Source organism: Streptomyces sp. 71268 (assembly GCF_029392895.1).
Classification (GTDB): Bacteria; Actinomycetota; Actinomycetes; order Streptomycetales; family Streptomycetaceae; genus Streptomyces.
In genome coordinates this window covers 2757060-2770587 of the sequence record NZ_CP114200.1, presented here as the reverse complement: position 1 = coordinate 2770587, position 13528 = coordinate 2757060, and the positions used below count along the sequence as shown (strand labels likewise).

The 13528-nt window shown below is 76.7% G+C and carries 5 protein-coding genes; 4 read left to right on the top strand and 1 reads right to left on the bottom strand.

The features are described 5' to 3' along the window. Positions 1 to 86 precede the first annotated feature (86 nt). Complete coding sequence (locus OYE22_RS10105; RefSeq protein ID WP_277320092.1) at positions 87 to 995, top strand: NmrA family NAD(P)-binding protein; 909 nt, start codon at positions 87 to 89, stop codon at positions 993 to 995. Between the two features lie 55 nt (positions 996 to 1050). Here OYE22_RS10105 and OYE22_RS10100 read toward each other — a convergent pair whose 3' ends face one another. Next, on the bottom strand, positions 1051 to 3882 hold the full coding sequence (locus OYE22_RS10100; RefSeq protein WP_277320091.1) for a lysylphosphatidylglycerol synthase domain-containing protein: 2832 nt from the start codon (positions 3880 to 3882) through the stop codon (positions 1051 to 1053). Between the two features lie 182 nt (positions 3883 to 4064). Here OYE22_RS10100 and OYE22_RS10095 point away from each other — a divergent pair, with 182 nt between their 5' ends. The 3 genes from OYE22_RS10095 (at position 4065) to OYE22_RS10085 (ending at position 13433) form a co-directional block, all read left to right on the top strand. Continuing rightward, positions 4065 to 4592, top strand: a complete 528-nt coding sequence (locus OYE22_RS10095) for an MGMT family protein (protein WP_277320090.1) — start codon at positions 4065 to 4067, stop codon at positions 4590 to 4592. Positions 4593 to 5359: 767 nt separating this feature from the next. Then, entirely contained in the window at positions 5360 to 9082 is a 3723-nt protein-coding gene (locus OYE22_RS10090) for an ATP-dependent DNA helicase (RefSeq protein WP_277320089.1), read from the top strand. 346 nt (positions 9083 to 9428) lie between these two features. Beyond that, a complete protein-coding gene (locus OYE22_RS10085) occupies positions 9429 to 13433 on the top strand; it encodes a UvrD-helicase domain-containing protein (RefSeq protein WP_277320088.1) in 4005 nt (1334 codons plus the stop codon). The last annotated feature ends 95 nt before the right edge of the window (positions 13434 to 13528 follow it).

The following is a 13528-nucleotide window of genomic DNA, read 5'->3' as shown; positions in this document are numbered from 1 at the left end:
CTAAGTGGTGGGGGCCTCCGTATCGTACCGAAGCATAAATGGCGGGCCTCGCCATTTAGCTGTGTGTGCCCCTACCGAGGAGCGTCATGTCCGCCGACACCACCCCCGTCCTGGTCACCGGAGCCACCGGCCGACAGGGCGGCGCCACCGCCCGTGCCCTGCTGGCCGCCGGCGTCCCCGTCCGAGCGCTGGTCCGCGACCCCGCGAGCGAGCGGGCGCGCGCCGTCCGCGCGCTCGGCGCCGAACTCGTCACCGGCGACCTCGACGACCGCGACTCGGTGGCCAGGGCCGCCGAGGGAGCTCGCGCCGTCTTCTCCGTCCAACTGCCCGACCTGGCCGGGCGCGGCTTCGCCGGCGAGGTGGAACACGCGGTCAACCTGATCGAGGGCGCGCGGGCCGCCGGCGTGCCGCAGTTCGTGCACACCTCCGTGTCCGGGGCCGGCCAGCACGCCGCGTGGCTGGCGGGCCGCTGGGCCTGGATGGAGCCCTACTACGCGGCCAAGGCCGGCATCCAGGACCGGGTGCGCGCGGCGGGCTTCGAGCGCTGGACGCTCATCAAGCCCTGCTTCTTCATGGAGAACCTGCTCCCGGCCGCGGGAATCGTCTTCCCCCGAGGGGTCGAGGGCGGCCTCGTGACACTGCTGCGTCCCGCCACCCGGGTGGCCCTGGTCGCGGTCGCGGACATCGGCGCGGCCGCCGCCGCGGCCGTGACCGCGCCGGAGCGGTTCGCCGGGGTCGAACTGGAGCTGGCCAGCGACCGGCGCACGGTGACGGAGATCGCCCGGGTCCTCTCCCGGGGCCTCGGCGTCGAGCTGGCGGTGCCCGAGTTGACCGAACAGGAGGCGACCGAGGCCGGGATGCCCGACGCCGGGTTCGGACAGGCCATCCTCAACGAACACCCGCAGCCCGCGCGCCCGGAGTTCGCCCGGGAGCTGGGCATACCCCTGACCACCCTTGAGGCGTGGGCGCGCGAGCACCTGCGCGCCGCTGCCTGACGCGCGCGAACGTACCCCCGGCCGGTGGCGTGCGCGGCCGGGGGTACGCCGTCGCCTACAGCGCTTCCTTGCGGGTCAGGTAGGAGAAGGAGAGCCAGCCGGGGAGGACCGGCAGCCAGAAGGTCATCAGCCGGAACAGCAGGACCGCGGGGGCCGCCGTGTCGTACGGGAGGCCGGCGAAGGTCAGGCCGGCGATGAGCGCCGCCTCGACCGCGCCGACACCGCCGGGCGTGGGCGCCGCGGAGCCCAGGGCGTTGCCGGCGAGGAAGACGACGGCGATGCTCGCGTAGCTGAGGTCGCCGTCGAAGGCCCGGATCGAGGAGTCCAGGCACATCACGAACGCGGCCGTGAGCAGCAGCATCCCGCCGACGCCGGCGAACAGCTTCTGCGGGCGCTGGAGCAGGTCCAGCATGCGCGGGATGACCCCGGCGAACAGCGACCGCACCCGCGTGGAGACGAACCTGCGCAGCGCCGGTACGGCCGTCACCACCAGCGCGAGCACCGCCGCCGTCAGCAGCCCGGCGATGACCGTACGGGACGGCGAGAGGGTCGGGGTGCGCTCGGTGCCGGTGATGTACCCGAAGGTGCCGAGCAGGATCACGTGGCTGGCCAGGCCGAAGAGTTGCGAGGCGCCGACGCTGGCGACCGCCTGCCCGGGGCGCACCCCGGCGCGTTGCAGGAAGCGCGTGTTCAACGCGACGCCGCCGACGGCCGCCGGGGCGACCAGCTTCGCGAACGACGCCGCGACCTGCGCCAACACGGTGCGCCCGAAGGGCACCTTCTCCGGCACGAAGCCCAGCAGGCTGATCGCCGCGCAGACGTAGGTCAGGCCCGAGAAGAACAGGGCGATCGCCACCCACGCCCAGTTGGCCTCGCCGACCACCTGGCCCAGCTTGATGTGGGTGAACTGGGAGAGCAGGAAGTACGCGGCGAACGCGCCCGCGCAGAAGCTGACCAGGGTGCGCGGCTTGATGCGCTCCAGGCGGACCGGCTCTATCGGCGCCTGCGGGCGCACCAACAGCACCTGCTGCCGGATCTGTGAGAGCAGGTCCTCCTCGCGGGCCTCTTCGAGCGCCTCGTCGATGGCCCGTTTCTCGGCCTGCTTCTCGGCGTGCTTCTCCGCCTTGAGCGCCTTGCGCGCCCTGCGGTCCAGCGGCTGGGCGTCGACCTGCTCCCGGACCGCGGCGGCCTCCGCCTCGCGGGCCTCCTTCTCGGTGCGGGCCGCGGCGAGCACCGCCTCGCGCTCGCGGTCGGCGCGCTCGCGCCCGAGGTGGCGCAGGGTGGCCCGGGTGACGCGGTTGAGGGCCAGCGGCTGGAGCAGCGGCAGGCTGTCGGCGACGGCGTCCGGGCCGATGACGTCGACCGCGGCGGCCACCGACCGCTCGGCGCCCACCCGCAGCGCGAGGGTGGTGAGCAACTGCGCGATGTCCATCCGCAGCACCACGTCACCGGCCGCGATCTCGCCGCCGCGCAGGTCCGAGACGATCACCCGGCCGGAACGATCCACCAGGATGGCGTCGCCCTCCAGCCTGCGGTGCGCGATCCGCCGCGACTGGAGCGCCCGCACCTGGCGCCAGGCGCCCTCCAGCAACTCGTCGGTGATCCGCTCGTCCGGGAGCGCGTTGAGGGTCCGGCCGCCGGTGTGCTCGTAGACCAGCATCACCGCGTCGGGCCCGAGTTCGGAGGTGGCGATGAGCTTGGGCGCGTTCGCCCCGGCGGCGATGGCCGCGTACGCGAGCAGCGCCTCCTGTTCGAGGGCCTGGCGCAGCGACTGGAGGCCGCGGCGCTGGGTGATGGAGCGCAGCGCGAGCCGTTGCCAGGTGCGGTAGAAGAAGCCCTGGGCCTGTTGCTCGCGGTCCACGACGGTGACGTCGAGTGGTGGACCGTCCTCCAGGGTGACCAGGTAGCGGCGGCCCCGGTCGGCGTTGGGCGGCTGCTCGCCGCTGGCCCCCTCGTCCCAGCGCAGCGCGCTGACCGGGCTGAACCCGACCCGGCGCAGGCCGAGCAGCAGGTGCTGCCCGGTGGGCCGCACGTTGGGCGAACCGACCGCGTACAGCGTGCCGTACGCGACGGTCCAGCCGATCAGCACCGTGACCAGGATGGAGAAGGGCGTCGTGTAGCGGCCGACGAGGACGGCGAAGGCGTCGAGGAACAGCACCACCCACATGGCCACGCGCCAGCGCGGCCGGCGGGCCATGCCGACGGCCGTCATGTACGCGATGACGGGGGCGAGGTAGCCGTGCACGGGGTCGGAGAACGCGCCGCCCGGGGACTGCTGCGTCAGCGTCTCGCGCACCGAGTCGGGCGCCGAGCGGGCCACCCACAGGTCGGTGGCCAGCGACACGCCGTGGGCGAGGACGGCGGCGAGCACGCCGTCGGCGATCCGCAGCCCGTCGCGCTTGATCAGCCGCTCCATGGCGAAGGCCACCGGGAGGATGAGCACGGCGACGCTGGAGGCCAGGCCGGCGAACTCGATCAGCAGGTCGGGCGCCTGCCGGGCGCCCTTGCCGATGTCCTTCTCCAGGCCCGCGGTGGTGCCGTGGGCGAAGGCGGCGGCGGCCAGCACGAGCGCGATGCCGAGCACCCCGAGTACCAGCTTGACCAGGTCGGAGGGCCGGTGCACGCGGGCGGGAAGCAGCGGTTCGTCGCCGGAGACTTGGTCCGCGTGCAGGTCACCGTCCTCGCAGCGGTGCGCGCCGGCCGGCGCTTCACCCTCGGGGCCGGAAGGGGCGCCTTCGGCGGGGGCGGAGGCACCCGTGGAACGCTCGCGGTCGGGTTTCCCGGCCGCGTCGGCGTCGTTCTCGGCCGTGTCGGCGTCGTCGGAGTCGTCGGGGCGAGGCAGCGCGGCGGGGGCGCTGTCCTCTTCCGGAGGCTGCGCACCCTGCATCTCAGTCGTCTCTTCTTGATCTCGTATCACCTGTCACCGCCCGGAAGATGGTGGCATGGCCGCTGGGCCGGGGACGGCATCAGGGGGTACTTCGAGGTCGCGAGATACGGATGGTACGCCCCGTAGCACGGCCGTGCACAGTGCGTGATATCGGGGGCCGGCTGTCGGTGGGGTGCGGCAGGATGAGGCGGATGAGCCGCGAGAGCGAGGAACGAACCGAGCCGGACGAACTCCCCGACTACGCCGAACGGGTGTTGGCGGTCGCGGAGCGGATTCCGCCCGGCCGGGTGATGACCTATGGCGACGTCGCAGAGTGGCTGGCCGAGGAGCTTGACCCGCAGGCGCCGCCGGTGGCCGGTGGCGGCGGCCGTGGCGTGGGCGGCCCGCGCCAGGTCGGCCGCGTGATGGCGCTGTACGGGTCGGCGGTGCCGTGGTGGCGCGTGGTGCGCGCGGACGGCGCGCTGCTGCCCGGCCACGAGCGGCGCGCGCTGGCCCGGTACCGGGCGGAGGGCACGCCGCTGCGCGAGGCGGCGCGCGCCAGGCCCGCCCCCGAGAGCGAGCCGGCCGACGGTGCCGACGGGCCGGGCACGGCCCGTCGCGGCGCTGGTCGGGGCCGTGGAGCGGCGCGCTCCGGTGGCGCGTTGCCCCGCGTCGACATGCGCCGGGCTCGCTGGGACGGCAATCCGCCGCCGCCCGGCGACCGGGCGTGAGAACTCCGGGGCGCTGCCGCCACCACCCACGGCGCGCGGCGTGCGCCACCGTCGGCCCGGGGCCCCGGGCGGCGCGCCCGTACGCGGCATCTCGGGCGTGTTCGGGACAAGAGCCCGCAAGCCCGGCGCCCGTGTGGTCGGCTCGCCCCGCCCGACCGGCGCCGCGAGCCCGCGCGGGACGGCCGCGCCAGCGGCCCCGGCCGTGGGCGCGCTCGTGTGGGTGGAGCCCGCGGTGGTGTCGGACGCGGTGGTGTCGGATGCGTCACCTTCGCCGCCTCCGACACCTGCCGCCGTCGCCCGTGATCCGGGCCCGGAGTCACGCCCGGTGGCGCGCGGTGTGGCCCGGTCAGCCGCCGAAAGACGGGCCGACGGGCGGCGCCCGGCCGGTGGGTCAGGCGTCCCGCGCGTGACGGGCGGGTGGACCGGGGGAGGCCACGGGGCGACCCGGCGCCGCGCGCCGGGCGCTGCGCCCGGCGCGGGCACTGGCGTAGCGTCTGGGGCGGCCCTCACCACTCGGCCCCCGCCCGGCGCGCCCCGGCCAGCACCCGGCGCGCCCCCACCGGGGCCGGGCGCGCCGGGGCCGGTTGCGGACCCACCCGGGCGGCGATCCGGCCCGGCTTGACCCCATCCGTCGTACGGCCGCAAGGCACCCAGCACAACCACCAGGACCGGCGATCCACGTGAGTTCCTCCTCCTCGTCCCATCCCCGGCGCGGGCCGGCGTCGCCAGCGCGACACTCGCCCCCGGGGCCGCGGTCGGGGTCGCCCATGGACTCGCCCGCCCCGCACCCCGGCCACGAGGCGGCGGCGCCACCCGCCGCGACCCGGTCGGCCGGCGCGGCGCCCGAGGCGCCCGCCGCCACCGCGACCCGCGGGTACGCGCCGTACGCCGCCGGCCCGTTCGAGCCGCCCGGCGCCGCCGGCCCCGGCGGCTACCGACTGGTGCGTACGCCCCCCGGGGCGGCCACCCCTCCTGTGCTGGACGCCCGGCAGCGCGCCGTGGTTGACCACGCGGGCGGGCCGTTGCTCGTGCTGGCGGGGCCCGGCACCGGGAAGACGACCACGCTCGTGGAGGCCGTGGCCGCCCGCGTACGCCGGGGCACCGACCCGGAGCGCGTCCTCGTGCTGACCTTCAGCCGCAAGGCGGCGGTGGCCCTGCGCGACCGACTCGCCGTGCGCGTGGGCGGCGTGGCGGTGCCGTGGGCGACGACCTTCCACTCGTTCTGTTACGCGCTGGTCCGCGCCCACCAGGACGCCGACCTGTTCGCCGACCCGCTGCGCCTGCTGTCCGGCCCCGAGCAGGATGTGGTGGTGCGCGACCTGCTGGCCGGCCAGGCCGAGCTGGAGGGCGCGGGCCGGGCCGCGGTGCGCTGGCCCGACGAGCTGCGCGCCTGCCTGACCACCCGTGGCTTCGCCGACGAGGTACGGGCGGTGCTGGCCCGCAGCCGCGAACTGGGTCTGGGCCCGAAGGCGCTCGGTGCGTTCGCCGCCCGCACCGGCCGGCCCGACTGGGGCGCCGCCGCCGACTTCCTCGCCGAGTACCTGGACGTACTCGACGCGCAGGGCGTGCTCGACTACGCGGAACTGGTGCACCGCGCCGTGCTCCTCGCCGGGCGGCCGGAGGTGGCGACCGAACTGGCGGGCACCTACGACGCGATCTACGTGGACGAGTACCAGGACACGGACGTCGCCCAGGTGCGGCTGCTGCGCGCGCTGGCCGGCGGCGTGGTCGCCCGCGGCGGCGCCGTGCGGGGTGGCGCGCGGGGTGCCCAGGGTGGCGGTGCGCGGGGCGACGGTGGCCGGGGCGCGGCGGAGCGCACCGCGCTGGTCGTGTTCGGCGACCCCGACCAGTCGATCTACGCCTTCCGTGGCGCGGACGTCGGCGGCATCCTCGACTTCCCAGCCACCTTCCCGCGCCCCGACGGGCGGCCCGCCGACGTCGCCGTGCTCGCCACCTGCCACCGCACGCGCGAGCGTCTGGTGGCCGCGACCCGGGCGCTGGCCGCCCGGATGCCGCTGTTCCGGCTGCCGGCCGCCGTCGCCCGCGCCCACCGGGGCCTGACGGCGGCCCGGGACGGCGGCCGGGTGGAGGCGTACACGTACCCCACGGCCAACGCCGAGCTGGACAACGTCGCCGACATCCTGCGCCGCGCGCACCTGGAGGACGGGGTGCCGTGGAGCGAGATGGCCGTGCTCGTGCGCGCCGGCGCGCGGGCGCTGCCGGGCGTGCGCCGCGCGCTGACCACCGCCGGGGTGCCGGTGGAGGTCGACGGCGACGACATCCCGCTGCGCACCGAACCGGCCGTAGCGCCGCTGCTCACCGCGTTGCGCGCGGCAGCGACGGCGGTGCTGGCCCAGCGCCCCGACCAGGGCCCGCACCTGCCGCACCAACGCCCGGCGCCCGCACCGGCGCCTGAGCCCGAGCCCGGGCCCGAACCGGGCGAGCCCCGGCCGGGTGCGGAGCCGACGCCCCCCGCGCGCGCCGGCGCCGCCCCCCACACCGGGCCCGACACCGGCCCCGAGCCCGACGCCACTCCGGACACCGGCCCCGGCGCAGACCCCGAGGCCGCCTCGGTGGCCAGCCCCGGCACCGGCTGGCTCTCCGTGGAGACCGCGCTCACGCTGCTCGGCTCGCCGCTGGGCGGCATGGACGCGGCCGACCTGCGCCGCCTCGGTCGGGCGCTGCGCGACGAGGAGCGGGCCGCGGGGCGCGCCGTACCCCGCCCCTCCGACGTGCTGATCGCCGAGGCGCTGGCCGAGCCGGAGCGCCTCGTGGCGCACGACCCGGCGTACGCGCGGGGCGCGCAGCGGCTCGGCCTGCTGCTGCGCAAGGCGCGCGAGCTGCTCGCCGGCGGCGGCACCGCCGAGGAGGCCCTGTGGTGCCTGTGGGACGGCACGCCGTGGCCGCAGCGCCTGGAGCGCGCCGCCTGGCGCGGCGGGGCCGCGGGGCGCAACGCGGACCGGGACCTGGACGCGGTGTGCGCCCTGTTCGAGACGGCCGCGCGCGCGGAGGAGCGCACCGGCGGCCGTGGCGCCCTCAACTTCCTCGAAGAGCTGGACGCCCAGGACATCGCCGCCGACACGCTGGCCCGCCGCGCGGTGCGGCCCGACGCCGTGCGGCTGCTGACCGCGCACCGCTCCAAGGGCCTGCGGTGGCGCCTGGTGGTCGTCGCGGGCGTGCAGGAGGGCCTGTGGCCCGACCTGCGGCGCCGGGGTTCGCTCCTGGAGGCGGACCGGATCGGCCGGGACGGGATCGCCGAACCGATGCCGCCCGGCGCGCTGCTGGCCGAGGAGCGGCGGCTGTTCTACGTGGCCACGACGCGGGCCAGCGAGCGGCTGGTGGTGACCGCCGTGCGGGCCCCCGCCGACGACGGCGACCAGCCGTCGCGGTTCCTGACCGAACTGGGCGTGGAGCCGGTGGACGTGCTGCACCGCCCGCGCCGCCCGCTGTCGGTCTCCGCGCTCGTCGCGGAGTTGCGCGCCACGACCGTCGACCCGACCGCCTCGGAGGCGCTGCGGGACGCCGCCGCCCAGCGGCTGGCCCGGCTCGCGGCGCTGCGCGACGAGGAGGGCCACCCGCTGGTGCCGGCGGCGCACCCGTACCGCTGGTGGGGCCTGGAGGAGCGCACGCGCGCCGAGGCGCCGCTGCGCGACCGGGACGCGCCGGTGACCCTGTCGGGCAGCGCGCTCGACCAGTTGGTCAACACCTGTTCCCTCCAGTGGTTCCTGGGCCGTGAGGTGAAGGCGGAGCCGCCGTCCACCGCGGCGCAGGGCTTCGGCAACGTCGTGCACGTGCTCGCGGACGAGGTGGCCTCCGGCCGCACCCCCGCCGACCTCGCGGTGCTGATGGAACGGCTCGACTCGGTGTGGGACGCGCTGGCCTTCGACGCGCCGTGGAAGTCGCGGCAGGAGAAGGAGAACGCGCGCGCCGCGCTGGAACGCTTCCTGCGCTGGCACGTGATGGAGCGCGGCGGGCGCACCGTCGTCGGCAGCGAGCACGCCTTCGACGTGACCCTCGACGTGGCGGCCTACCAGGTACGCATCCGTGGCTCCATGGACCGGGTGGAGACGGACGCGGAGGGCCGCGCGTACGTGGTGGACTTCAAGACCGGCAAGCAGACCGTCACCCGCGACGCCGTGGCCCACCACCCGCAGCTCGCCGTCTACCAGCTCGCGGTGCGCGCGGGCGCGGTGGACGACCTGTTCGACGGCGCCCGCCCGGAGCCCGGCGGCGCGGAACTGGTCCAGCTGCGTCAGGGCGCGCCCCGCAAGGAGGGCGGCGACGCGCTGCCGAAGGTGCAGGCGCAGGAGTCGCTTACGACGCCCACGGACGCCGGGGAGGCGGGGGAGTGGGTGGGCGAGCTGCTCGCCACGGCGGCGGGCCGCGTCCTCGACGAGCGCTTCGCCCCGACCACCGGCGAGCACTGCAACCGCTGCGCCTTCCGCGCCTCCTGCGGCGCCCGCCCGGAGGGCCGCCACGTGGTCGAGTGACCGCGCGGGGGCACGCCCGGGCCGGCGGCCGTGGGGCCGGGCCTGGGTCTGGCGCTGTCTCTGCGCGGAGGCGTACAGGGCGCGGGGGTACGGCGCTCGCGTGGGCGTGCGGCGGCTCCTCGCGCACGGGAGCGCCCACGGTGCGGCGATGGTGGTTCTGGTCACTCGGGTGGCGCCGGGGCGTGCGGTGCGGGGTGGGTGCGCCGAGGCGCGGGCGGTACGGCGTCGGCCGCCCGGCGGCTGGGCAGGAGCGGTGCGCGGGCCCGGCCGGAGGCGGCGCACGGCCGCCGATGCGCGGGACGCGATGCGGCGGGGCCTGTCAGTGCGGGGCATTAGCCTCACTGGGGTGTCAGCACACCTCACCGACCCCGAGCAGCTCAAGGAGTTGCTCGGCATCCCGTTCACCCCGGAGCAGATGGCCTGCGTCACCGCGCCGCTGGCCCCCCAGGTGATCGTGGCCGGTGCCGGCTCCGGCAAGACGACGGTGATGGCCGCGCGCGTGGTCTGGCTGGTCGGCACCGGCCAGGTCGCGCCCGAGCAGGTGCTGGGGCTGACCTTCACCAACAAGGCGGCCGGCGAGCTGGCCGAGCGGGTGCGCAAGGCGCTGCTGCGGGCCGGCGTCGGCGAGCCGGGCGGCGGGGGAGCCCCGGCCGGTGCAACGGGCCTGGCCGGTACGGAGGACGAGGTTCCGGGTGAGCCGCGGATCTCCACGTACCACGCGTTCGCGGGGCAGTTGCTGAAGGACCACGGGTTGCGGATCGGCGTCGAGCCCGGCGCGCGACTGCTCGCCGACGCCACCCGGTTCCAGCTCGCCGCGCGCGTGCTGCGCACCGCCCCCGGCCCCTATCCGGCGCTCACCCGCTCCTTCGCCGACCTGGTGACCGACCTGCTCGCCCTGGACGGCGAACTGGCCGAGCACCTGGTCCCGGTCGAGCGACTGCGGGAGCACGACACGGAGCTTCTCGCCGCGCTCGACGCCGTCAAGCTCAGCAACGACGACCTGCGCAAGGTGCCCGACGCGGCCCGGGCCCGGCTCGAACTGCTTGACCTCGTCGGCCGCTACCGCGCCGAGAAGCGCCGCCTCGACCTGCTCGACTTCGGCGACCAGATCGCCCTGTCGGCGACCCTGGCGCGTAACCACCCCGAGGTCGGCCGGGCGCTGCGCGCGGAGTTCGCGGTCGTCCTCCTCGACGAGTACCAGGACACTTCGGTGGCCCAGCGGCTCCTGCTGTCGAGCCTGTTCGGCGCGGGCGAGCAAGCGTCGCCGGGTGAGCAGGCGTCGTCGTACGAGCGGGTGCCGGCGGGCGAGCGGGTGCCGCCGGGTGACGGCGCGCCGGGCGCGCGGGGAGTCGGCGAGGGCGTGGGGCACGCCGTGACCGCCGTGGGCGACCCGTGCCAGGCGATCTACGGCTGGCGCGGTGCCTCCGTGGCCAACCTGGACGACTTCCCGGAGCACTTCCCCCGCGCGGCCACCCGCCCCGCCCACGCCGACGGTCCGCCTTCCCTCACCGACGCCCCCACCGCCGAGGCCCCGGGGGCGGTACGGGGCGGCCCGGCCGAGCGGTTCGCGCTCAGCGAGAACCGGCGCAGCGGCGGCCGGCTGCTCGCGCTCGCCAACCGGCTCGCGGCCCCGTTGCGCGCCCGGCACGCGGGCGTGGAGGCGCTGCGCCCGGCGCCCGGCGCCGAGCGCGACGGCCTGGTGCGCTGCGCGCTGCTGCCCACGCACGCCGACGAGATGGCCTGGCTCGCGGACTCCATAGCCCACCTGGTGCGTACGGGCACCGAACCGGGGGAGATCGCGGTGCTGTGCCGTACGGCCGTGGACTTCGCCGAGATCCACGCCGCGCTGGTCAGCCGGGACGTCCCGGTGGAGGTGGTGGGCCTGTCCGGGCTGCTGCACCTGCCCGAGGTCGCCGACCTGGTCGCCGTGTGCGAGGTGCTCCAGGACCCGACGGCCAACGCGGCCCTGGTACGACTGCTCACCGGCCCGCGCTGGCGCATCGGGGCGCGTGACCTGGCGCTGCTCGGCCGCCGCGCGCGCTCCCTCGTACGGCGCGACCACGAGAGCCCCGACCAGGACGCCGACCGCCGGCTGGCCGAGGCCGTCGAGGGCGTGGACCCGGCCGAGGCCATCTCGCTGGCCGACGCCCTCGACACCTTCGTCCTCGACACCCCGGCCGCGGCCCACCCCGACCAGGGCCACGACCACGACCAGCACCAAGGCCACGACCACGGCCAGGACGCGGACCACATTGGGGACCCGGGCCCCGACCGGGCCCGGGCCGACGCGGCGCACGACCTGCCGTTCTCCCCGCAGGCCCGCGTCCGCTTCGCCCGGCTCGCCGCCGAACTGCGCGAACTGCGCCGCTCCCTCGGCGACCCACTCATGGACGTACTGCACCGCGTCCTCACGGTGACCGGCCTTGAGGTGGAACTCTCCGCGTCGCCGCACGCGCTGGCCGCCCGGCGCCGCGAGACGCTCGGCAACTTCCTGGACGTCGCCGCCGGGTTCGCCACCCGCCAGGGCGGCGCGTCCGCGCTGGAGGGCGAGCCCACGCTGCCGGCGTTCCTCGGCTTCCTCCGCACGGCCGCCCAGTACGAGAAGGGCCTGGACAACGCGCTCCCGGGCGGCGAGAACACGGTGAAGGTGCTCACCGCGCACAAGTCCAAGGGGCTGGAGTGGGACGTGGTCGCGGTGCCGGGTCTGGTCGCGAAGACGTTCCCGAGCGAACAGTCCCGCGAGTCCTGGACGGCCAGCGCCAGAGTGCTGCCGCACGCGCTGCGCGGCGACGCCGACACCCTGCCCACGGTGGCGAGCTGGGACGCCAGGGGGCTGAACGCGTTCAAGGCCGCGATGAAGGAGCACCAGCGCACCGAGGAACTCCGCCTCGGCTACGTGACCTTCACCCGCCCCCGCTCCCTGCTGCTCGGCTCCGGCCACTGGTGGGGCCCCTCGCAGAAGAAGCCGCGCGGCCCGTCCGCCTTCCTGGAGGCGCTGCGGGAGCACTGCGAGGCGGGCGACAGCGAGATCGAGTCCTGGGCGCCCGCGCCGGAGCCGGGCGAGGAGAACCCGGCGCTGCGCGACCCGGATCCGGAGCACGACCAGGACCCGACGGCGCGCGCCGACCGGACCTGGCCGCTGCCGCTCGACCCGACGGCGCTGGCCCACCGCCGCCGCGCGGCCGAGGCCGTCCGCGCCCACCTCGTACGGCAGGCCGCCCCGACCCACGCGGACGCTGCCCCGGGCCCCGGCCCGGAGGCCCCGTCCGGCCACGACGCGCGCCACCCCGCCGCCCGGCCCCCGGCTCCGGAGCGCGGCACGCCCCCACCGGCCGCCCCCACCGACGACGCCGACCCGTACGGCACCGACCCGTACGACTCCGATCCGTACGACTCCGATCCGTACGGCACCGACCCGTACGACGACGCGGCCGCCGGTCGGACCGGGGAGCCGGTGGGTGGGCGGCTGCTGCCCGAGGAGGCCCGGCTCGCCGCGTCCTGGGACCGGGACCTCGACGCGCTCGCCGGCGAACTGCGCCGGGCCCGCGCGACCGTGCGCGACGTGCTCGTCCCCGCCGCGCTGAGCGCCACCCAACTGCTCCGGCTCGCCGCCGACCCGGACGGCTTCGCCCGCGAGCTGGCCCGCCCCATGCCGCGCCCGCCCAGGCCCGCGGCGCGCCGGGGCACCCGCTTCCACGCCTGGGTCGAGTCGCGGTTCGAGGCCCTGCCGCTGCCCCTGCTCGGCCCGGACGACCTGCCGGGCGCGGACGAGTACGGCGAACCGGACGACGACGGGGGAGACCTGGAGGCGCTCAAGGAGGCGTTCAACCGCACCCCGTACGCCCGGCGCACGCCGTACCGCGTCGAGGCGCCGTTCCAGCTCACGCTCGCCGGCCGGGTGGTCCGCGGCCGGATCGACGCGGTCTACCGCTACCGCGCCCCCGCCCCAGGGACCGGCACCGGCACCGAGGCCACCCCCGAGCCGGTCGCGCCCGACGAGACCGGACACGGTGAGACCGGTCACGACGAGACCGCGCACGAGGGGTCCGCTCACGGCGGGGCCCGGTACGACGAGACCCCGCACGAGGCGGCGGCGCACCCGTACACGTACGAGATCGTCGACTGGAAGACGAACCGGGCGCAGGACGCCGATCCGCTCCAGCTCGCCGTGTACCGGTTGGCCTGGGCCGAGCAGCACGGCCTGCCGCTGTCCGCCGTCACGGCCACCTTCCTCTACGTCCGCACCGGCGACATCGTGCGGCCGCACCCGCTCCCCGGCCGGGCCGAGATCGAACGCGTGCTGCTCGGCGACGAGCCCGCCCCGCCCCACGGCCCGCGCCCCGACGCGTGACCACCGGCCACGGCGGGCACGCGCGGAGCCACCGGCCGCCGGGAGCGGGTGATCAAGGGGCGAAACAGGGCGGAAACGGGCGGGCGCGGAGGGTG

Bases quoted from the DNA above. Each gene is read 5' to 3' on its own strand.
- OYE22_RS10105 (WP_277320092.1), top strand. From the start codon at position 87: ATGTCCGCCGACACCACCCCCGTCCTGGTCACCGGAGCCACCGGCCGA.
- OYE22_RS10100 (WP_277320091.1), bottom strand. From the start codon at position 3,882: ATGCAGGGTGCGCAGCCTCCGGAAGAGGACAGCGCCCCCGCCGCGCTG.
- OYE22_RS10095 (WP_277320090.1), top strand. From the start codon at position 4,065: ATGAGGCGGATGAGCCGCGAGAGCGAGGAACGAACCGAGCCGGACGAA.
- OYE22_RS10090 (WP_277320089.1), top strand. From the start codon at position 5,360: ATGGACTCGCCCGCCCCGCACCCCGGCCACGAGGCGGCGGCGCCACCC.